Consider the following 22,208-nt stretch of genomic DNA (forward strand, 5'->3'; position numbering starts at 1 on the left):
CCATTTTGAATGAGTTTTATCAGGTGACTTTCCGCAAAAAACTCTATGGCAACATGGAGGAACTACAGAAAGATCTGGACGAATGGCTGGCTTATTACAACAATGAACGAACCCATCAAGGTAAAATGTGCTGTGGTAGAACACCAATGACCACATTAATCGATGGGAAACGGGTTTGGGCTGAAAAGAATTTAGCTCAAATCTAAGCTGACAGTGACACCCTAAAAAATGGGCAACTGTCAGATCAGGTCTGAGCTAGTACAAATAAGTGATTCAACTGCAGCTTCTTCTGAAAATAACTCTTCACTAACAGGCGCACTATACTGCGATATACCTAAACTGACTGTCCAGTTTATATCCTCATTACTATCACTTAAAACGATTGTGCTTTCCACATTCACTCTGATTCTTTCAGCTAGATTATATGCCTCAGTAACATTTGTGTTAGGCATCACTATGGCAAACTCTTCACCGCCCAGTCTTGCGACTAAATCAATCTTTCGAGAGTTTTCTACACATATATGTGCTAATGCACAGATTACACGATCACCCGATGGATGACCGAATGTATCATTTATACGTTTAAAAAAGTCAATATCGAGTAAGATTAAAGAGCAGTTTTGTTGGGTTCTTGTACATCTAGTAACTTCCGCTAATATGAAATTATTAAAATGCCGTCTATTGGCTGAACCAGTGAGAGGATCTGTACTTGATGATTTCTCTAAAGCAATCTCTAAATAGTAACGATTGTGATAACTCCATGAAAAAATGGCCATAATAAATATTGCTGAAAAACTAGATTGGACCATTATCTGCAAATAAAGATCACTTGAAACTTTTTCAACTGCTCCTTCAAAGTGTAGATATAAATGGATGAAAATTGAAGCAAGCAATGTAATAACCTGTAAATATAATGATATACCTATTAATATAAAGAATATAAAAACGGAAATGTAACAATTTCACTTACAATTAGTATGGCTTCAGCATTCATTATATTAAAAATAATTACTGAATGAATACTGGATAAAATTATGACCAGTATTAATGTTAAATAATTTATTCTGTAATCAGTGTTTTTATATAAAACATAAGCTGGAATTGCAAGCCAAAGATATAAAATATGAACTAATAATAAACTATCAGATTTTAGGTTGAAGTCATTATGTTCGAAAAAATAATCAATTATAGATAAAGGAATGAAGGATAAAATGAGAAAAATAGTATAAAGACGATGGTCGAGCATTTTTTTTTGCAAATATGCGGGAGTCACCTCTGATTTTAACATACTAAGAAATGTGGATGCACTTGCTCTGAGTTTAATAGGCATAGAAGTCAGACTACCCAAGAACCATTTTTAAACAATAACTTAATTTTAGCAGATATTTAAAAATTTGTAATTAATTCGTCTTAGATTATAAATACATGTACTCATGTGGAATTAACCTGAACTCTCTATACAGACTCCAACATTGCACCGCAATATATTAATTTTATCTAAAGTAAATGATTTGTAAATGAGATACGTGCAATAACAATAGTCGGCCTAGTAAGAATTTATCCAAGCCTATGAAGTTAATAAATATGTAAACTTCTGTTTATCAACAAGTTTAACTGTGAAAATAAAAGTTTCTTGTCAAGTCATCAGTCACTACAGTTGCAACCGAAGGCTGAGATAGCTGAATCATCACAGATTGCCTAAATCTCTTTTAGTTAACCTGAGATCGGTTTAACGAGCCATAACTGCAATAGCATTAAACTCAGTGTTAGTGAGGTTCAGTTGTGGCTTATTGTCTTTCAATTGATCTGACCCAATACTTTTGGACACCACGCTAAGTGAGTAAAGTGACTTAACGAGGTGAATATGATAACCAAAAAGATCCGCAAGACTCACACTGCTGAATTTAAAGGTGAAGCCCTGAAACTAGCAGAACGAGTCGGTGTTGCTGAAGCGGCCAGACAGCTCAAAATCTACGAATCACAACTTTATAACTGGCGTTCTGCCACTGGAAAAAATCCACAACTAGCCAGCGCGAAGCCGAGCTTGCTGCTGAAGTTGCCAAGTTAAAACGCCAGTTAGGTGACCAAGCGAAGGATTTAGCAATCCTAAAAAAGGCGGCCACCTACTTCGCGAAGAATCAAAAATAAACCGATTCGAATTTATGCTCGAACACCAGCACTAATTTCGCCTAAAGCCAATGTCCATAGCAAGGAACGCTCCGGTGCTCGGCGTATTCAAGTTGACCTCGCTGCAGTTGGAGAGTTCACAGATTTGAAACCATTATGAACAGCATGACAAGGCAAAATTTGGTGGCAAAAGCTGCACGTAAATTCAAGACAACCACTGACAGCGCTCACCAGCTTCCAGTTGCGCCAAACCTGCTGGAGCAGAACTTCGATGCAACCGGCCCGAACCAAAAATGGGTCGGTGATATCACCTATCTGATGACGAGCGAAGGCAGGCTCTATCTGGCGGTGATTATCGATTTGTACTCACGCGCCGTGATTGGCAGGTCGATGAGTAACCGCATGACGGCTCAGCTGGCTTGTGACGCGCTGACGATGGCACTGTTTCGTTGTGGGTTCCCAAAAACGTAATCGTTCATAGTGACCGCAGCAGCCAATATTGTTCACATGCGTATCGAGATCTGATTGAAAAATCTCAGCTTATCCAAAGCATGAGCAGTAAAGCCTGCTGCAGGGACAATGCCTGTGCAGAAAGCTTCTTCCATTCGCTGAAGGTTGAGGTCATTCAGTATGAGCCAATCATGGACAGAGAAACCATGAGAAAAACCGTGTTTGAGTATATAGAAGTTGATTACAACAAAACCAGAAGGCATAGTTCACTTGGCTATTTAAGCCCTGAGAATTTTGAACTGAAACATAGTGCTTAGTTAACCTGAACTCGGGATAAGAAAATTTGAACTAATAGCCCTCCAAGTGATCGGATCTTTCGACCAAGAGAAACCCCATCACACCGTAGGGCCTATGCATAAATTAGTGGAAGTGTTTTGCGATGTCGATGATTTTTGCACTGTTTTCATTCCTGAATGGGAAAAAACGCTGTTAACCAATGGCACACGCAAGCGTCAACGCGCTGGCCGTATGACGATGAGCGAAGTGATGACCATCATCATACTTTTTCAGATGTCCCACCACCGTGATTTCAAGAACTTCTACATCGGCTATCTGGCTCATTTCTACAAATCTGCTTTTCCTAATTTACTCAGCTATACCCGCTTTCTTGAGGTGATGCCCACGGCTTTAGTGCCGCTTTGCAGCTACTTTGCCAGCCTCAAGAGTGATCCCACTGGCATTGAATTTGTTTATTCAACCAGCATCAAAGTGTGTCATAACCTACGTATTCATCGCCATAAAACCTTAGCGGGACTGGCGTGCAGAGGAAAAGGCACCATGGGGTGGTTCTATGGCTTTAAGCTGCATTTGATTGTGAATCATCAAGGTGGAATCCTGGCGGCCAAAGTGACACCAGCGAATGAACATGACACAAAACCGGTGAAAGAGATGGTGCACAGTGATATGAATAAACTCTATGCAGATAAAGGGTATATCAGTAAAGCGCTATCGAGTGAATTGCTGGAAAAAGGCGTCACACTAGTGACAAACGTGCGTAAGAATATGAAAGCGAAGGCAATGTCGTTGTGGGATAGAGCGATGCTGTCGAGACGTTTCATCATAGAAACCATCAACGACCAGTTAAAAAATATCTCTCAAATAGAGCTCTCTAGACACCGCAGCGTGCATGGTTTTATGCTCAATATGATTGCGGGACTTATCGCCTACAATAAGCCACAACTGAACATCACTCACGCGGAGTTTAATGCTATTGCAGTTATGGCTTGTTAAACCGATCTCAGGTTAGTTAAGTGTCCAGAGTTAGCGGATCAATACCAACAATCTTGATAGACATGTTACTAACTCCTGCTCTGACTTGTACCTAAAGTTTGGTACAGCGACGCTAGAAAGGAGGTGCGTCCATCTAAGCCTGACTCAAGAAATAAATTTTTAGCGGAAAATAAATGTTGGCTAAACTTATGAACGATCAAAAGTTAATAATAGAAATAATTGAGTGATAAAGCATAGAGAATAACTGGCAGCGTTGGCACTAGATTAACTATTAAAAACGCAATAGGAAGTATCTTAAGGTATTGCATTGCTTGCATGCCAAATAAAGATAAAATATTCAGAGCTATAACAATTAATGCACTCACACTTGCTATATTTATCAGTAAAGAGAGTACCAGTATTTGTTGTACTAATGATAAGTCGTCATATATCCCCGCATTAGTAATATCAATTAGTGCAGCCTCCCGATTTGCTAAGGTTTTTGCAATCCATGCATGTGTGATAACATCAGCAGCCATAGATGTAAGCCCTAAATCCTTAAAGAGTAGTGTTGGGTAGTGTGTCAGATTGCTCCAGTCGATATTAAACTTATATGCTGAACCTTTTATCGCTTCAAAAAACATAATGGTAATTGCTTTATTGGCAGTAAGTTTACTTGCTCCCACTAGGTACTGGATTAGATATGAAGATAATTTTTGGGGTTCGGATTTATCGTGAGTACTTTTATCTAAATTTTTTATCGATAAACTAGAGCTTCTGATACTGATGGGGATGGAAATGACGATTATCAAAGAGGGCAATGCAATACTAGCTATTAGAATTTGATATATAGGTATACCTAATGAAGAGAGTGAAATACAGCTAATGCCCCCTGCAGAACTAAGCCCGAGTAATAAAACTATGAATCGATCACATTGTGTAAGCTTTTGCTTTTCAGCTTTCAAAAAAAGTAATAAGTTTGAACAACCTAATAAGAAGGTTAAACCAAAAATTTTTTGATTTAGCGGCATTGTTGACTTGCTTAATGAGTAATTTAGATTTTGGTTAATAAGGAAGTGGCAAATGCCAAGCAGTGCACAAATCAATATTGCACCAGGAGCTATATCACTGAGAAACTGTTGCGTAATCTTAAAGTGTTCTGGAAACTGAATAATAAATTTATTTTTAATGAAAAAGATTGTGACGATAATGAACACCGTTAATATCTGTAATATTTGTATGTTTACTTTAATGTATTGCCTATATGTCATGGTGCAATAGTTTCTACTAGTTATTCTTATGTGTATATTAGTTGATAATATTTTACTTTATGGCGACATAGAGCACATATTTATATAATATATACGTCTGGTATATTTTGCTTTGTGAAAGAAAAATACATCAATCATATCTAAAACGCCTAGTTGTATAGTCGTGTAGGAAACTGATAATGATAACTCATAGTTTATAAAAAATTATCGTAATAGAAGACCACCTCAACAAGTAAGAGGTGGTTTTTCAATTTTAAATTTATAAAAATGACCCATTAAGGCGTTACAAAATCAAATTTCAAGTGACATCCTTTGCAGTAATTTTCAGATTTTTGGTGAACATGATGGCACTTAGCACAGTCAGTTTCGGTACTGAAGTGGCGATTGTTATGTGGATTTGTTGGTTTAAAATTCTCAGTTTTTACCGCTAACTTAGCGGTATTATGGCACTGCGCACATTTCAGCATAGGCACTGCTTCACGGGTTTCCCCTTGATGACAGCTAGTACATTTTAGGCCCTTGGCCATGTGAGTTTGATCAAGTAGTTGTTCTGCGGCAAAGGTGCTGCCAGCCAATAGGCTTAATGCCAGTGAAAGAATAATCGTTAAGTTCTTCATAATTTGATCCCGTTATTCATTTTGAAAGATGCCTTATATAGGCACCAGTATTGATGACCTTATAACTTGGCGACATATTTGCCGGTTAAGTAGCCGAAGGTGTAGCAACGACCTAAGGACAAACCAAATACCGTTAATGGATAGTCAACGCCACCGTAGAAACCGCCCCCCATGTTACCGACGATGAACAAGCCTCCAATGGGTTTACCATCTGCATCAAGAGCTTGATGGTTTTCGTTAACTAATACGCCCGAAGTGATTGCTGATAGGCGCATGCGACGGTGAATACCATAGAATGGAGCCTTTAACACGGGAGCCATTTTGCTTGGTGCTTTACCAAAGTCCTCATCCCGTCCGGTTTTGCATAGCTCGTTGTAACGGTTCACGTTTTTCACGAAGGTTTTAGGGTCGCAACCTAATTTCACCGCTAATTCTTCTAGGGTGTCAGCCACGAAGGTATTGATTTGTGATGGGAATACACCTTTCTTCTCAGAAGGATCCTCTGGCATGTAGTTTTTCAATTCTTCAGGTGTATAGGCTTTACCTGGCCAGTTTTTGGCTTGCTCCATATAGTTAGAATCGAAAACTTGAGAGTAACAACCTTGGTCAGCTTCACTGCGCAGGTAGTTATTCATCAATGACATTTCTACTGCTTCGTTGACGAAACGTTCCCCTTTACGATTTACCACGAGAAATGGCATGTCACACATTGCCGCCGGACCTGCGTCAAAGTCGTGGAGCATTTTTGTGTGACCAGCAGGTTCGATCACGCCGCCCGCCCAATACGCCATGACAAAGCCGTCACCGGTTCTATCCATTTGCTTGCGCTCGAAGTTTTTAAGATCGGGAATGAAGAAGTCACACATGGCTTTGTTATTTTGGTAGTCACCTGCAGCCAAAATCACACCCTTTTTAGCCATAAACTTATGATATTTACCATCACGATTTTGGGCGATGACCCCAATCACCTTACCTGTAGCATCTTGGATCAGCTGGTTAGCTGGAGTGTTAAAGAAGAATTTGACCCCTGCTTTTTCGGCAGTTTTTGCCAAAGCACGCATACCGTCACCTGCGGTATAAGGCTTAGGACCAAAGAATGAGGTCACAAACTCCAGTGGATATTCGGTAATGCCCTTTATACCGTGCTGTGGCTTAGTTCCTTGATCAACAACAGAAGCACCGCCTTGTTTCGCGCGATCAATAACCCAAGATACAGCTTCGCCTGAATTGTAGGCCCAGCTTCTCAGTAGTGCTGGGTTGCTGCGGTGGGCGTTGTCGGCCATTAAGCGGTTTACCAGAGCTTCAATACCTGCTTTATCGCTCTTTTTCAGATCTAAGCCAGAGCCTGTGTTTCCCTGTGCGACAACGATTGCTTGTTTCTGGAGAACGGCAACCTTAGCACCGTTTTCTGCTGCCGATAATGCAGCTGGAACACCAGAGGCACCAGCACCCACCACAACCACATCGAAGGTTTGGGTTGAAGCAATTTCACTGTCAGGAATTGCCTTTGGTTTAGGCATAAACTCCAGTGTTGCGTGACCGATTTGTGCATATTCCTGGGCGTGTGTAGAAACTGGTGAAGCACTAGCAGAACCTGTTAATCCTGCAAAGGCTAAGCCACCGGTACCAATAGCAGCGCGGGTTAAGAAGCTTCGGCGTGATAGACCATTCTGCAAAACATGTGCGGTATATTGGTCAATTTCTCTCGATTCTTTACTCATTTTCATTACTCCGTTGACTATATCGTTAGGCTATATTCGCTCTGAATAACGACATAAGATTTGGCCAAGGGTCTGACTGGCAAACGGCTCGTTAGCCAAGTGACAAAGGCCTAAAAAAAAGGGGTGTATCCAAAGGACGTTAATACACCCTGTAAGTAGGCGCATGGGAGCGCGCGAATTAATGACCTAAAGCGAACTTGTAAGTCAGGTATAAGCGGAGATCGTTGAGATCTTCCTTCTGGTCAAAATCGACCATTGCATAGCGTGCTCTCACACCTAAGCCCTCAAAGACACCGCCAAACTTATAGGTCACTGAGAAGTTGGTTTCGGTAAAGTCATTCAGACTTTCGGGAGAGTCATAATCTCCGTAGAATGCATAGGCGCTTAGGCCTTTAGCACCGACTTGGCCGAAGTCGTATTCCAGTTTTAAGGCGTTGACTTCTTCATTGGCGAGCGCGGATTGGTATACCTGTTGAATCACAACCTTGTCGTCGCCCCATGGCGTCAGTACAGTATCGTCACCGGTTTTAGCGAACATGTATGTGGCATCTACGCCAGCAAATTTAGCCCCTAAATGGAAACCATATTGATAGGTATCCAGTTCACCGGCGGATTTATTGCCCGTTGCCTGTTGATTGAGATAGGAAGGAATGAAATACAGATTAGCGGCACCCAATTGGGTCGAAAGATTTACCTTGGCATAGGTCTGTTGAAATACATCTTCCATATAGTATTGCCAGAGGTTGACTTGGGTTTTCACCGTTTCAAATGGCAGTTGATATTTGGCGCCAACGGCGTACATCGGATTATCTTCAACATCAACGACGTTGCCGGTATTACGTTTGACTTCGGCTTTTACAGCCTCACTCACAGAGATAAAGCGTTCGTCGGTCCACCCCATAGAATCGGTGATGTAGAGCGCTGATAGTGTCAGATTTTCAATGCTGTGGTTTTCGGCTGAAAAGCCACGGTAGGTACGAGGTATGGCGCGGATATCATGGGGGTTCATCATTGGCGTACGTAACTCTTGAGCACCTAAACGAAATTGAGTATTCCACCAATCGCCTTGAACATAATATTCCTGCATGCGATTGACGCTCTGGTGATCACCATTCGCATCTCGGCCCACTAAGTTGTAAACCGCATCGGAGTCGTTAACCCAAATCGGGTTTGCAGAGGCAAAACTCGTCCCGATACTCAAACCATTCACTTTTGCTGTGTTGTAATAAAACAATCCGCCGAGTGATGTGGTGTGTTGGGTAGTGGTACCTTCATCAAAATCTTTAGTGAAATCTAAAAGACGTAACTCACCTTTTACTGTGCCTTTACTGAACATCTTGTCGATAGTGGTGTCCGCAACTGCTGGTACCGCTAGTGCTGACAAAACGACCAAGGATAAATAAGACTTTTTCATCATCATCATCATCTCTTCCTATTATTAGTAGCCTAAAGCGATTTTAGGCTTTTCAAAAGTCACCAATGTCTTTTGTTAAATGTATGACGTATTACCTGTTGTATCAATTGGATTGTTTGAAATGTGAGAATGAAGTTGCGAAAATCGAGGAGATGTAACTTAGATCAACAAAAAATCAATGCAGAGAATCCGGAATTTTGCCAATGGTTAGGTGCTAATTTTATTGAAAGCAGCTTCAGCTTTAGGAATATGGCTTTGTTAAAAGTATTTTTAATTCAATTTGTTATGTTTGATATCTGGTGCGGCGACAGTCGCGCGCCCGATTAAAATAGATGAGCCTTTTTAGTAAAATATTAGTCGGATTGAGATGATGATTATTCATACATCAGTTTGATTTATGATAGGATTTCAAATTAATTTTGATTCGAGAAGATAATTTGATTTCCTTCAAACCGATTAAGCAGCTAAGAGCATCGACAGAAGTTGGCCAGCAATTAAAAGAAGCCATTTTTGAGGGCAGGTATAAAGCTGGAGAAAAGCTTCCTTCGGAGCGAGAGTTAATCGATCTGTTCATGGTCAGCCGTACTGTGGTTAGAGAGGCTATAAAAATCCTTGAAGCGAGTGGTTTGGTAGAAATCCGTCAGGGAGCAACAGGGGGGGCCTTTGTTAAGCAGATTAACTTCGAACGCTTAAGCAATGCCTGTCAAGACCTATTAACAATGGGAAAAATGTCCTTACCTGAAATTATCCAAGTTCGAATGTTGCTTGAACCACAGGTTGCTCGTTTGGCTGCGAGAAATTGTACTGTAGAACAGGCGGCCAAGTTGCAAGAGGCCAGTAAACATGAAAACGATACATTAGAATATCCAACGACTGTGTTATTACGCTCTCAAGTACATTTTATTTTGGCTGAAATTTGTGGAAATCGTTGCTTAGAAGCTATAGCCAAATCGCTACTGCTATTACTTCGTCAAAATACTTTAAGCTTTGAACCGCCGACTGATGAAATCCATCCCGCGGGGCTACATGACAAATTAATCCAAGCTGTCGTTGATGGAGATGAAGATAAAGCTGAGGTTGAAATGCGCCTTCATTTGATCGATTTTGGCTTTCGAGTAGCTGAAGCTGAAGGAAAATATAAAAATTGCCCAGTCAGTTGATATCATTTTATAAAGACTAATTTATTTGTCTTCAAAACTGCCAGCCTACACGGATAATACTGAGTTTTTTGAATGAGGAATAACTATTAAATTGCCACTTAAAGACCAATTAAGTGGCAATTTATATATTGATTCTATTCAGGAACTACACAGGTAAAACTTGCTGCACTTTCAATATCGCCAGTGCCATTATACTTAGCAATTTGTGGGAATGGGCAAAGTGGACGAGTACGTGACTTTGACCAGTCAACAGGGAGCTCAGTATTATCCCCACGAACGGATGCTAGAATTTCTGAGGGGGTAACACCATTTTCGACCCAGTTTACTAAAGCATCGACCATATTAAACTTATCTGTCGTCGGTCCTTTCCCACAGTGCCCCATACCTGGTATTAAGTATAACTTCGTAAACTCGGAAGCTTTACCTGAGTTATTACTATCTAACTCTTTATACCAATTTACAGTATCGTTTGCTGAAAATACTGCATCAGAAGTGCCGTGGAATACCATCATTTTTGCCCCCCTTTCTTTTAACGTTGAAAGCTTTGTAGCCTCAGGCGGTGTCATAAAATCATAGCCTGATTCAGTATAAAGGGAACTCGTGTTATGAATTCGCTCGGCAAACGTTTCTACGGAAGTTGACAGAATAAACGAAAGGGCTGACTGTTCATTATCATCGAATGGTGTTGGTGGAGTGCTAAATACATAGCCAACAGAACCAGTGTCTCGGGTTAGTGCCATATTGTATTCCCAACCAGACCAGTCATTAGCACTGATGCCTGCATCATAGGGGAAGTTAGCATAAATAGACTCGCCAGTTCTGATGTTATGCGGCCCCGCCATGATATTACTAAGCACTTCTTTTTGTGTTGAACTTAAGCAGGTACCATCTCTTTCACCTGAACAGGTAGGTACATCACGATCAAGATCAAAGGCCTTTTGACACGCATAAGTATTGTTAATCATACCATCATTTAGACCATCTAAACTGTCACATTGTTTGAGAAGTTGCTGTGATACAACTCCTAACTCTTCTTGAGTGATAGCTTTTTGTAATGTTGCTAAAATCTCCGAACCGTCTTGATTATAAGTGACTAATTTTGAGTATTGTTGGACACCGTAGAGTTGACTAACTGCAGCGTTAGGTAAGTGTAATCCTGGGTTTCCGACAATAAAACCATCATACATGTCAGCATAACGGCTTGCTGCTACCATTGTGTGACGTCCGCCGTTCGAGCAACCAGCAAAGTAGGATCTATCAGGCTCTTTACCATAAGCAATTTTGATTAAGCTTTTAGCCATAGGTGTTAATTCGGCAACAGCGTTATATCCGTAATCAAGCCGAGCCTGTGGGTCAAATCCAAATTGTGGAGCAGGAGTAGGGTGCCCAGCATCAGAGCTGATAACTGCAAAACCACTATTTAATGCTGCAGAATCGCTCCCACCGGCAAATATTAATCTTCCAACCGCTTTAGAGACAGAGCCATCAAGCCCACCATTTGCTTGGTAATAAAAGCGCCCATTCCAATCTTTTGGTAAGCGCATTTCAAAACCAATTGCATATTTTGTGTCTGCTTGACTGTTCTGTCCAAGACCTATTCTTTCATTCATGTAACCTTTAATGACACAATGTTCAGGTGCGGAGTAGCTTTCAGTAGAATTATATTGAACTTTACCCGCTGTAACCATTTCAGAACTTGTGATGACAGTATTCTTGAAGTCAAATTGTGAAGCTATATTACTGCAAATATTGAGAGTTGCTGGTGTTGCAGGAGATAGATGTGGGCTTGGTGGTGTTGATTCATTATCACCACATGCACTAAGTAAAAGACCTGATAATATCATTGAGGGAACGAGTTGGCTTTTTATTTCCATGTTAAAACTCCATCTTTAATAGGCTAAATACCTGATGTATTAAAAAATGGGTGTATCCAAAAGGACTTGATACACCCTTGAATAGGCGCAGGGAAGCGCGAATTAGTTTCTTTATGCAAATCGGTGAAATGTCCCTCTTGAGTAGATACAACATTCCATAAAGCTAGAACGTAACTAAGATATTGAAACAACTCATGAATTATCTATCTTTAAATGTCTGTTTTATAAAAGCTTATTAAAGGAAGATTAAAGTAAACAACGATTAATCACCTCTTTTGGCTATTTGCAACTTGATGTATTTTTACTTAATAATTGTGATATATTTAAATGTATGACGTATAACCTATGTGAACAATAATAATCTTCAAAATTTGAGAATTAACTTGCGAAATTATTAGAGATGTTACATAGATCAATAAAATTAATGGGTTATAGTGTCTAATTTAGATATTGATATTTTAGTGGATGATTACCGCAGTTATTGTTATGCCTGAATCATTCTTATACCGATGGTGATAGATACATGCTAAGAGAGGTTTGTTGATTCGCGATACATGGTCGCATAGGAAGTATAGAGCTAGAGGACACGCCTACCTGCGATTTAAAAAGAAAAAATTTATTACTATAGTACCGTTTTATATTGGCAATATAGGATGAGTAAACAGATAATTACTAAGGCTTTTATCAAGCTAGTTGTCACTATTGACCGTTTTAAGCGGCCAGTTTTTCTACTTTTTTAACTGACTCTTTTTCCGGATTCAGTGTTGTCGGTTCTACTGGTTTCGCAGTTTCGTACTTCGCGTTTTCCCCAACGATTTGGGTTAGCTGCTTTAGCGGCTTCAATCTGTTCTTTGCGCTGCGCCAGTATCGAAACGTACTGACCGGTATGACGTTGGTGCGGTGTCACGAACCGCAACTTGCTGTGTTTGTGCTCGTAGTTATACCAGCGAGTAAGCTTAAGTACCCAAGTTCTTGCTTCATCAAGGCTTTTAAAGCCTAATGATGGCCAGTCCGGCCGGTATTTGCAGGTTCGGAACAGCGACTCTGCAAACGGATTGTCGTTGCTGACCCGTGGCCTCTTATACGATGTTGTCACACCAAGCTCATACGCTTTTATTCGCATGGTCTGCGATTTCATCGGTGCCCCATTATCCGAATGCAGTACCACGCCACTGTGTAAACACTTCTCCCGGATCAACGTTTGCTCCAGCAACTTTGCTGCGTTTTCTCCACTTTCCTGTTCAAACACTTCACAACCAACGATTTTCCTGCTGAATAAATCTTCCAGCATATACAGGTAGTAAAACTGCCCGCGTACCGTGCTTGGTAAGTAGGTGATATCCCAGCAGAACACCTGACCAGGCCCTGTTGCGGTAAAGGTCGTTGGCAACGCTGAGTTCTTCGGCGCTAAGCTCCTGCCACGATGATGCAGCTGACCAGAAGCTTTTAGAACCCGATAAAATGTTGATTCAGAACCATAATATTCATCTTCATCCAACAGTGTAGGGACGATTTGCGATGGCAAACTTTGGCCAATTGCACACCTCGACGATCAACGCCTGCTCTGCTTCCGTCAGCTTATTTGATGGCGGTGGTCGAACCGCATCCGGCCGCTTATCTGCGGTTACCTTGCCATCCCGATACCAGCGCCGATAGGTACGCAATGTAATGCTAGCCTCTTCGCAGGCCAGATGAAGCCTGGCACCAGCCAGGTTCGCTTCCTGTATCAAGTTCACATATTCCGCGCGCTCTGAGACCAAGGTTAATCGTCCTCGTTGTCGTTCTCCCAAAGCGCATTTAACTTTTTTCTAAGCACCAACAAGGCTGCGGTTTCAGCCAAAGCTTTTTCTTTACGCCTCAACTCGTTTTTTAACTGTTTGATTTCTTTATGGTCGGCTTGGCGCTGTCGTTTAGCTTCCAATTCCTGCTCGCGGGAGCTCATAAACCCGCGCAGTGCATCGGCTTTCCAGGCTTTTACTTGTTCAACATACAAGCCTTTTGCGCGGCAATACTCGCTCAATTCAGCTTCATTTAAAGTGGCAGTTTCAAGCACAGTGGCAAACTTAGCTTCTGCTGACCAATGTTCTGAGGTTGGTTTACTTCCGGGCACAGGACGACCTTGTTGTTTGGTTTTATCCCGCCAATTATACAAAGTTTGCACGTCAATCCCTTCGTTTCTTGATACTTCAGCTACGGTCATATTCGAAGGCGGCAGTAACTTATTTAAAATCTGCAGCTTACGTTCTTCACTGTAACTCGGCACAATTAAGCCTTAACGACCCAACTGGTTAAATTTTAAGTGGTGACAACTATCCTGCCAGAGCGGGTATCATATCTATGACCCATATCATTAAATTAGTAATATAATGAATTAGGGGTGGTTCAAGTGGAGGCTCATGATGCTAATAATAGACACGTGAAGAACTATTACACCTAAATAACTGATCTGAATACTGCTACATCTAAGCTGCCCCATGCCCGTTGCTAGGAAATGGTGAAACGGTCTCCATAAAATGGCCTACCTTGACGAGGAGTTATCGGATGTTCCAGCAACTATATATTGATATTGCAAGTCATCGTTTCATACAGAGCAAGCTATAGCAGCTCTATTTTGTTGACTCACTGTGAATATACTAGTTGAACAGTAATCTGAACTTATGCAATAACGCCCTTTGAGGATGTCAAGTTCGCTTTGTTCGCTCTCTATAACAAGTTCACACATTCATCTTTGGGATCTTAGTTCCAAAATTTAAGATTGGTTTGAATTGAAGGTCATAACAGCTCAATTTAAAGTGTATAATTAATGCATCTTATGTGTCGTCTGCTACTAGGCTGAAAACTATGCTAAATATTGATGATCCTACACAAACCGAACGAACTCATGCGTTATGGCGACTTGGCTTTAGACCTTTTTTTCTTGGGGGAGCAATAGTAGCTGCGTTATATATCCCTTTGTGGTTAATAACTTGGTTTACTCCTCAATATAGTTTTTTTCCTTCGTCTTTTTGGAGTAAAGTATTGCCCCTATGGTGGCATCCACATGAAATGTTGTTCGGTTTTGCAATCGCAATTGTCTGTGGTTTTTTACTTACTGCTGTTCAAAATTGGACAAATCAACCCACATTAAAGGGATGGACACTTGCATTGACCTTTAGTTGTTGGTTGCTGGCACGATTATTACTTTTACTCCCTATTCAAATTCCACTCATCTTACCTGCATTGTTTGATTCATTGTTTCTTGGCTTGGCAAGCCTTACCCTATGGCGCTGTATTTATAAGGTTAAGCAATGGCGTAATATTGGTTTTCCAATTATGTTGTTTGTTGCACTCGTGATTAACAACATCAGCTATTATGCTCTATTTGAACGTGACTTTATCCTTGCCAATCAAATTTGGCAGGCCATGTTATGGTGGTTAGCCTTACTTATCACAATTGTTGGTGGGCGCGTCATTCCGTTTTTTACTGCTATGCGCATTAAGGCAACCAAAGCTGAACCCTTAACTTGGATTGAGTACCCACTTATCGTGGCTATGATCTTGCTTGTTATTCAATCACTCATTCATTTCATCCCTCTTGAAGTTGAACGAGGCTTATTGTTGATTGCCGGGCTTTTGCAGCTTGTCCGATTTGCACGATGGTTACCCCATAAAACACTGAAAGAACCCATGTTGTGGTCTTTGCATATTGCCTATTTAATGCTACCAATCAGCTTATTATCTATGAGTTGGTATCTTGATAATGAATATGCTTATCGCAGTTTGCTTCATCTATTTGCTATTGGTTGTATGGCAACGCTCTGTCTTTCGATGATCTCTAGAGTGTCACTCGGGCACACAAGTAGAAATATTTATGAAGGCCCTAAGATGATGTTAGCTTTTATTTGCCTACCGTTAGCTGCGGTGTTCAGGGCTCTGATGGCTATTTGGTTTCCCGCGCATACTCAAGTCTGGTTATGGGTAGCGGCTAGTTGTTGGTTTATCGCATTTGCACTATTTGTATGGCACTACTTACCAATACTCACCCGACCCCGTATTGATGGGCGCCCAGGTTAATAGTGATTTTATGGAAAAAAGGATATAAAATGAAAAATTCTTTAAAAACAGCGGCATTACTTAAATTTATTGGTTTATCTTCTATTGCGATATGTACAGCTGTTGCGGCTTCTGATAATAACTATCAACAAAAATATCCTAACCAATATCAATCTTGGCAAGCCACATCCGAACAAGTTGAACGCGAGGATATGCTCGCCAATTATCCTGCCAGTATCATACTCTGGGCGGGTTCTTCCTATGCCAAAGAGTACCATAGCCCACGGGGACACCATTTTGCCGTTGCCGATGTGACTCATACTTTACGTACCGGTGTGCCCCCTAAAGCAGGAGATAAAGGTTTATCAGCCAGTTGCTGGACCTGTAAAACGCCTGATGCTCCAAGATTAATCGAACAACTGGGATTTGAAGGATACTCCGCCAAAAACTTTACGGATCTTGGTAAAGAAATCCAAAGCGTTGTGTATTGTAGCGATTGCCATGAATCTGGCACTCAGAAATTAGCCTTACCTCGCCCTCATGCGCAAGACGCGATGGCTAAAATTCACCTGCCATTCGATAAACAAGATATTAATATGCAAGGTGCGCAGGTTTGTGGTCAATGTCATGTCACTTACTATTTCCGTCCGGAAAAAAGTAATGTTGTTAACATTCCTTGGATATTTGGCAATACCGCTGATGATATTGAAAAATACTATGATACTCGCCGCTTCTTCGAATGGATCCATCCTCTTTCAAAGACGCCGATACTCAAAGCACGGCATCCTGAGTTTGAACACTGGAGTCGCAGTAAACATGCCGAAGTCGGTGTTACTTGTATTACCTGTCATATGCCAACCCAGCAGGATGCAAAAGGTGTTGAATTTACTAGCCATAAAGTTGATAAAGCTTTACCGCACTTTGATAATAGCTGTAGTAGCTGCCATAGCAGTAAAACCAAAATTGAAACCAAGCTCGCGGCTAATAAATTAACGATTGAGACCAAAGCCCGCGAAGTTGAAGCTCTGCTCGTCAAAGCCCACTATGAAGCCAAAGCTGCATGGGATGCTGGTGCTAAATGGGAGAACATGAATGAGCCTATTATGGCGATACGCCACAGTCAGTGGCGGTGGGACTTCGCGATGTCTTCACATGGTTTGTATGCACATAATCCAGAGGAAGGTAAGCAGCTTTTAGATAAAGCCATCGAACAAGCGAGCGAAGCACGTCATCTGCTGGCTGGAATATTGAAGCAACTTAACGTGACCCAAGTTAGCTATCCTGATATCAGCACTAAAGAAAAGGCCCATCAAGCGATAGGGTTAGTAGAGGGCGATTTAATTAAAGAAAAACAAAAGTTTATTGAGAATGATGTTAAGAAACACTGGCAACCAGTTAGTCAATATGGTTATTAGCAAATAATACCTGCAAATGGTGTAGTTTAGCGTTTGGTTCATATCAAAATGTGATATAGAACTACTAAGGGGGATTGCCATAAATAAAGAAATCCTCACAATGCGGATGGCTACTATCCCCATCGTTAAATGTGTCTATTGGAGAAGCGTTGTTGTCATCACTTCCTTGGGTTCTTTCTCTTACTATCATCTTGGTTTTATCTTTCTATTTGGCCAAGTTAACAGGTACATACAAAGCAAAGGTGAAGTCATTTCAGACTGAACTTACTCAGGCTAATCAAATAATACAATCGCTTAGGCAACAACGTGAATGTGAACAGCGCACCTTTAGTCAGCTATTTACTGAAATAACAAAAAATGTCACTTGGTTAGCACCCTATATTGCCAACACTCAGACCCATACTGATGAGATGAATGTACTATTGCTGCGAATCAATCAGTTACTCGAGAGTACAAAGCAGTGGAATGAGTCATCTCGCCAGATGTTATCCTCACCATTTTTGTTGCAACCTTGGCTAAAAAATCAGTTAAGTTTCGAAAAGGCAAAAAGCCAACAACCTTTACCCATTCATATCAGTGAAATCCCCGATCTGCTTGTTCAAACCCATCTCGAACTGTTAGAAAAAGTCTTTAATAAGTTTTGTCAGGACGTCAGACAATCGACAGGCTTAGCTGGCTATGTACTTGAGATAGAGTCACAGCAAGGGCTTCGCTTAACCTTAACGGGTAACGTCGAGGCTACGCGGGAAGAATATGCCGATGACAGCTACCTGCTGCTAAAAAAACAGGTGGAAGAAAATGGAGGGGAACTCTGTTGCCTGCATAGCTCACAATCAATAGCGCAATATACGCTATGCCTACCAGCGACTGTCTATGAATTACCGCTATTTACGCCGGATTTCAGATATCTAAAGCACCATATTGCCGATGAAAGCAAAGCTAAAATATTGATCGTCGAGAGCGAACCAGAGTTTATGGATTGGCTTTATTACCACTTAGCGGCGGATTTTCGGCTCACGCTTTGCCAAACATGGCAAGGAGCGCAATATGAGTTAGATGAACAGGGCGCAGAATTAATCCTGTGCGATACCCAGTTAAGTGATGGCGATGCGGCCAGTTGGTTATCAACACTCAAACATCAGCCTGAATATGCCGCTATTCCGTTTGTGATGTTAACTGCGGTTGATGATCCGCAGCAGCGCTTACAGGCATGGCAGTGTTATGCTGATGATTATGTCAGCAAAAACAGCGATCCCGCATTATTGGTGGTGAGGTTAAATGCTTTAATTGAAAATAGGCGCCTTGTGCAGCAGCAAATGTTATCGCTTTCCTTAGCCACAAATTCTGTGCAAGAACCCTCTTCTGCACCTGTGCTAAGCACAACAGAAAGCCTCGATGAACAATTCGCTAAACGTTTAAGATGGGTGATTGATCTGCACATTACCACACAGGAATTGACGGTTGAGTTTGTTGCACAGCAGTTTCATACCAGTAGCCGCTCATTGCAGCGGCGGGTACAAAGCGTATTTGGCTTGTCATATTCTCAATATTTAAAGCAAACCCAATTACAAATCGCTAAGGATGCTTTAGTCGCAGGGCACAGCGTTAAAGAAGCGGCCTACTATGCAGGTTTTACCAGTCAAAATTACTTTGGCCGCGTCTTTAGAGCGGAATATGGGGTAACGCCCAGCCAATTTAAAAAGGATGCCAGTACTAAACCGCCAAACTTGGCTTAAGTTTTTTTAATTGCATGGCCTCACCTAAGAGGCGATCAATAACTTGTCGATCGCTTTCTTCAGAGAGGTGTTGAACACAAAAAGTGCTGATAGCAAGTGAGGTCAGTTGTTTGGCTTTATCTGCTAGTTGCAGCGCGAGTTGATTGGCATCCTCTAACCAATAGCGGGGTAAAATAATAATAAAAATATCGCCAATATAACGAGTTAATATGGCATCACTGGGTAAGTGATGACTGAGGATATGGCTTAGCTGTTTTAGGCGCATATCGCCAACAGTATAGCCGTGAACTTCATTCACTTTACGAAAGCCGACAATATCCAATACAACAATAGAAAGCGGCGTTAACTGGTGGCGACTTTCAATAATTTGTTGTTTAAGTCGGCAATGTAATGCATGGCGGTTATGGCAGCCCGTTAATGAGTCGGTATTGGCGATTCTTTCCATTTCTTCGAGCAGTTGCTCTTTTTCGGTGACATCGGACAGCATGATCACACTGCCAATCGCCATGGCGGCGTCTTTTCCCATGAGTGAACGCTGTATTTGGACTCTTTTACCATCGTTTAATCTGATCACCTTAGTTTGGTTATCAGCCACTAGCGATGGGTCAATAAAACTACTTAATGGTTGACCTATTTTCCCCGTCGATAGTGCTGGCAAGAAGATTTTTGCCTTTGGGTTATAGTCAATTAAGCGCGATTGCTCATCAATCACGATATAACCTTGTTCAACTTGGTGAAATATTTGATCCCGTGCAATGGGGGTGAGTTTAATTAAGTCATAACGAAACACGCTTATCGCAAAGGCGATAGTACAAAAGATAAAACCAAAAGTACCTATATCAAGGCCGTAGGGAGTATTGCCAAAAAGCGTCCAAATATAGTTCAGCCAAGTTAAAGTAATGCCGACCAGAATGAGTAAAATCTGTGGTCTTAATACTGGATGTGTATTTTGCATGCAGCGGATAAAAATAATCACACTCACGATAACGGCCAAATGAATATAGAGTGAATACGCTAAGTACAGCCATCCTAAATGATTGGTCGTGACAGTGATGTTATCCACTTTTTCTAGCCCGACAATATTAAAGCCTAGCCCATGCAAATCATTGGTTAATTGGCCTAATAGCACTATGGCACTGATCGAAAGCAAACTGCTCACTAACCATAAAGGTGGCGAGGTTCGGGTCTGATAACTCACCGCAAACAAGACTACACAGGTAGGAATAAAGCAGGCACCTACAAATTCAATATTGAGCCAAAATTTAATTGAATCTAGCTCATGGCTTGTCAGTTCAAAAGCATAACCAAAGGCTTGAATCGCGTAAGCCAGCAGCAGCCCAATAAACCAAATCGTGACCGATTGATAACGGATTTTAAGTGTTGCCCCGGCAAGGATGAGGCATAGCGCGGAGATAACGAACAATACCCAACTGAAAACCGTAAAATCAGCAAACATGCTAACGCCTTCTCAATACGCCGTAACCCATACATCAATCACACGCGGCTAACTGACGCATATCTGCTCAGTATCCATTTTTCTACAAATGCGCACCTATCTTAACGTCATCAATACAAGAAAGAAATAAGCATAAAACAAAAGGCTGACACCTAAACCGCATTATTTATTCGCACTTTTACGCCAACTATTCGGACTAATACGCCAAGGTGATTGCGTTCAATCCCCCGCTGAGTTCACATACAAGTTCTTTATTTTTCAGTCGTTAATCTGTTATCGCGAGAAACCGCTATTTCAATGCTCAATGTCAATGGGCTGTTGAGTATCACGATAGCACTTGGTGGATTTGGGCTTGGCAATAACAGATAAAGCAGAAAAGGGAATAACCGTGATTCGAGCAAAAAAATCAATTACACAGGCATTTTCGATAGCCTTGTTTGCCATGCTCAGTGGCATACTTTCTGGCTGTGGCGGAGATGACGCAGGAGCTAATCCTTCACCAGAGCAACCGGATAATGGTGGTGGCGTTACTCGGGTCACCATCAGTTCGGTCGCCTCAGAGGGCGGCTCGATCTTGCCCGCACAGCTTGAACTCAACAAAGGCGGTTCAGCCAGCTTTGTGATTAGCGCCAATCCTGGCTATTCCATTGACCAGATCACTGGCTGTGATGGTGAGCGACAAGGCGATATTTACCAGGTTAAAAATGTGCAGCAAAGTTGCGAAATTACTCCCACTTTTACGCGTAATCGCTATCAAATAGATACAAATATAACGGGCAACGGCCAGATAATTCCGGCGCAATTGCAACTAGAGTATGGTCAGCAAGGGCAATTTACTCTCACCCCACAAACGGGTTTTGTCATCGCCAATGTGACGGGATGTGAGGGCAACTTAAGCGGCAATACCTATACCAGCTCACCAGTGACGAGTGCTTGTACGGTTAACGCTAGCTTTACCCCTGTTGCTTATACCGTTACCGCCAGTGCGAGTGAGGGAGGGATTATTTCGCCTGAAAGCCAACTGGTAAACCATGGTCAAAGCGCATCTTTTACCCTTACGCCTAATCTAGGTTATCGAGTCGATACAGTGAGTGGCTGCGATGGCACCTTAAAGGAGAATACCTATGTTATCCAAAGTGGCTCGGCTGATTGCAGCATAAAAGCCCATTTTGCATTAGCGGCAAATTTCACCAATGTACAGATAGGTACTCAAGCCTTAAGCCCTGAGCAACAGCAACAACCCTTGTTTTTAGTAAACGATGCCTACGCCAAATCCCTCGATAAAAACCTAGCCGAAGCAAGTATCGCCACGTTACCCGAGAAAAATCAATTGTTAACGCTAATTGATCACACTGGCGAGCCTTTAATGCTAGGGCTAAAACTCGCCAATCAACCAACCACTGAGGTGACGGTAGAAAGCAGCGCAGTGGTATTTGTTTTAAGCAGCAACCATTTTTACGGTGTTGATTTTACCGACCGAGCTGAACTCAACCGCCGTATACGCGCGCATCAAACCTTCCCGCAATTAGTGAGTGAGCTTAGCGAGCAGTTACAAAACGGTAATCCTTGCCCAATGGATAGAAGCTGTAGCGCAGTGGCGGCGATCATTTCTGAGCGCATTGCCAGTTCTTTAAATGTTGATGGTTTATTGGTGGCGGGAGAATAA

At 41.6% G+C, this 22,208-nt stretch carries 14 protein-coding genes and 3 pseudogenes; 8 read left to right on the plus strand and 9 right to left on the minus strand.

From position 1 onward, the window contains the following. Positions 1 to 206: IS3 family transposase (locus SHEWPOL2_RS14930; protein WP_037429488.1), on the plus strand; the 206-nt coding region annotated here is incomplete at its 5' end. Positions 207 to 239: 33 nt separating this feature from the next. Here the strand turns inward: SHEWPOL2_RS14930 and SHEWPOL2_RS14935 are convergent. Then, a complete protein-coding gene (locus tag SHEWPOL2_RS14935; protein ID WP_157173874.1) occupies positions 240 to 893 on the minus strand; it encodes a GGDEF domain-containing protein in 654 nt (217 codons plus the stop codon). Between the two features lie 971 nt (positions 894 to 1,864). On the opposite strand from SHEWPOL2_RS14935, the pseudogene SHEWPOL2_RS14950 reads away from it, so the two are divergent. Both SHEWPOL2_RS14950 and SHEWPOL2_RS14955 read left to right on the plus strand, forming a co-directional pair. Next, a pseudogene (locus SHEWPOL2_RS14950) lies at positions 1,865 to 2,894 on the plus strand (IS3 family transposase). A 94-nt stretch (positions 2,895 to 2,988) separates the two neighbouring features. Next, complete coding sequence (locus SHEWPOL2_RS14955) at positions 2,989 to 3,867, plus strand: IS982 family transposase (protein ID WP_037429492.1); 879 nt, start codon at positions 2,989 to 2,991, stop codon at positions 3,865 to 3,867. A 203-nt stretch (positions 3,868 to 4,070) separates the two neighbouring features. Here the strand turns inward: SHEWPOL2_RS14955 and SHEWPOL2_RS14960 are convergent, their stop codons facing one another. From SHEWPOL2_RS14960 to SHEWPOL2_RS14975, 4 genes are all read right to left on the minus strand, one after another. After that, on the minus strand, positions 4,071 to 5,063 hold the full coding sequence (locus SHEWPOL2_RS14960) for a hypothetical protein (RefSeq protein WP_157173875.1): 993 nt from the start codon (positions 5,061 to 5,063) through the stop codon (positions 4,071 to 4,073). Between the two features lie 329 nt (positions 5,064 to 5,392). Next, the gene (locus SHEWPOL2_RS14965; RefSeq protein ID WP_037429495.1) at positions 5,393 to 5,734 is read right to left on the minus strand and encodes a cytochrome c3 family protein; all 342 of its coding nucleotides are present in this window, start codon (positions 5,732 to 5,734) and stop codon (positions 5,393 to 5,395) included. A 59-nt stretch (positions 5,735 to 5,793) separates the two neighbouring features. Further along, entirely contained in the window at positions 5,794 to 7,455 is a 1,662-nt protein-coding gene (locus SHEWPOL2_RS14970; RefSeq protein WP_037429497.1) for an FAD-binding protein, read from the minus strand. 178 nt (positions 7,456 to 7,633) lie between these two features. Further along, the gene (locus SHEWPOL2_RS14975) at positions 7,634 to 8,875 is read right to left on the minus strand and encodes an OprD family outer membrane porin (RefSeq protein ID WP_192812106.1); all 1,242 of its coding nucleotides are present in this window, start codon (positions 8,873 to 8,875) and stop codon (positions 7,634 to 7,636) included. A gap of 413 nt (positions 8,876 to 9,288) precedes the next feature. On the opposite strand from SHEWPOL2_RS14975, the gene SHEWPOL2_RS14985 reads away from it, so the two are divergent. Continuing rightward, positions 9,289 to 10,029, plus strand: a complete 741-nt coding sequence (locus tag SHEWPOL2_RS14985) for a FadR/GntR family transcriptional regulator (protein ID WP_050991382.1) — start codon at positions 9,289 to 9,291, stop codon at positions 10,027 to 10,029. A 134-nt stretch (positions 10,030 to 10,163) separates the two neighbouring features. Here the strand turns inward: SHEWPOL2_RS14985 and SHEWPOL2_RS14990 are convergent, their stop codons facing one another. The 3 genes and pseudogenes from SHEWPOL2_RS14990 to SHEWPOL2_RS23225 all read right to left on the minus strand — a co-directional run. Further along, entirely contained in the window at positions 10,164 to 11,903 is a 1,740-nt protein-coding gene (locus tag SHEWPOL2_RS14990; protein WP_037429501.1) for a tannase/feruloyl esterase family alpha/beta hydrolase, read from the minus strand. A gap of 711 nt (positions 11,904 to 12,614) precedes the next feature. Next, positions 12,615 to 14,166, minus strand: a pseudogene (locus SHEWPOL2_RS14995) (IS3 family transposase). 199 nt (positions 14,167 to 14,365) lie between these two features. Continuing rightward, a pseudogene (locus tag SHEWPOL2_RS23225) lies at positions 14,366 to 14,555 on the minus strand (IS630 family transposase); the annotation flags it as partial. Positions 14,556 to 14,744: 189 nt separating this feature from the next. On the opposite strand from SHEWPOL2_RS23225, the gene SHEWPOL2_RS15005 reads away from it, so the two are divergent. The 3 genes from SHEWPOL2_RS15005 to SHEWPOL2_RS15015 all read left to right on the plus strand — a co-directional run bounded on the left by SHEWPOL2_RS15005 (position 14,745) and on the right by SHEWPOL2_RS15015 (position 19,086). Continuing rightward, the gene (locus SHEWPOL2_RS15005) at positions 14,745 to 15,956 is read left to right on the plus strand and encodes an NnrS family protein (RefSeq protein WP_037429505.1); all 1,212 of its coding nucleotides are present in this window, start codon (positions 14,745 to 14,747) and stop codon (positions 15,954 to 15,956) included. A 29-nt stretch (positions 15,957 to 15,985) separates the two neighbouring features. After that, complete coding sequence (locus tag SHEWPOL2_RS15010; protein WP_037429507.1) at positions 15,986 to 17,350, plus strand: ammonia-forming cytochrome c nitrite reductase subunit c552; 1,365 nt, start codon at positions 15,986 to 15,988, stop codon at positions 17,348 to 17,350. Positions 17,351 to 17,592: 242 nt separating this feature from the next. Continuing rightward, positions 17,593 to 19,086 carry a helix-turn-helix domain-containing protein gene (locus SHEWPOL2_RS15015; RefSeq protein ID WP_239642771.1) on the plus strand — a complete coding sequence of 498 codons (1,494 nt, stop codon included), beginning with the start codon at positions 17,593 to 17,595 and terminating at the stop codon, positions 19,084 to 19,086. Here the strand turns inward: SHEWPOL2_RS15015 and SHEWPOL2_RS15020 are convergent. Continuing rightward, a complete protein-coding gene (locus tag SHEWPOL2_RS15020) occupies positions 19,064 to 20,542 on the minus strand; it encodes a histidine kinase N-terminal 7TM domain-containing protein (RefSeq protein ID WP_037429511.1) in 1,479 nt (492 codons plus the stop codon). The genes SHEWPOL2_RS15015 and SHEWPOL2_RS15020 overlap by 23 nt on opposite strands. Before the next feature lie 388 nt (positions 20,543 to 20,930). Between SHEWPOL2_RS15020 and SHEWPOL2_RS15025 the strand changes: the two genes are divergently transcribed. Beyond that, the gene (locus SHEWPOL2_RS15025; RefSeq protein WP_037429513.1) at positions 20,931 to 22,208 is read left to right on the plus strand and encodes a hypothetical protein; all 1,278 of its coding nucleotides are present in this window, start codon (positions 20,931 to 20,933) and stop codon (positions 22,206 to 22,208) included.

This window comes from Shewanella sp. POL2, assembly GCF_000282755.1.
GTDB lineage: Bacteria > Pseudomonadota > Gammaproteobacteria > Enterobacterales > Shewanellaceae > Shewanella > Shewanella xiamenensis.

Excerpts from the sequence above, each read along its gene's own strand:
- SHEWPOL2_RS14975 (WP_192812106.1), bottom strand. The coding sequence starts at position 8,875 with ATGATGATGAAAAAGTCTTATTTATCCTTGGTCGTTTTGTCAGCACTA.
- SHEWPOL2_RS15005 (WP_037429505.1), top strand. The coding sequence starts at position 14,745 with ATGCTAAATATTGATGATCCTACACAAACCGAACGAACTCATGCGTTA.
- SHEWPOL2_RS15020 (WP_037429511.1), bottom strand. The coding sequence starts at position 20,542 with ATGTTTGCTGATTTTACGGTTTTCAGTTGGGTATTGTTCGTTATCTCC.
- SHEWPOL2_RS14955 (WP_037429492.1), top strand. The coding sequence starts at position 2,989 with ATGCATAAATTAGTGGAAGTGTTTTGCGATGTCGATGATTTTTGCACT.
- SHEWPOL2_RS14965 (WP_037429495.1), bottom strand. The coding sequence starts at position 5,734 with ATGAAGAACTTAACGATTATTCTTTCACTGGCATTAAGCCTATTGGCT.
- SHEWPOL2_RS14990 (WP_037429501.1), bottom strand. The coding sequence starts at position 11,903 with ATGGAAATAAAAAGCCAACTCGTTCCCTCAATGATATTATCAGGTCTT.
- SHEWPOL2_RS14970 (WP_037429497.1), bottom strand. The coding sequence starts at position 7,455 with ATGAGTAAAGAATCGAGAGAAATTGACCAATATACCGCACATGTTTTG.
- SHEWPOL2_RS15010 (WP_037429507.1), top strand. The coding sequence starts at position 15,986 with ATGAAAAATTCTTTAAAAACAGCGGCATTACTTAAATTTATTGGTTTA.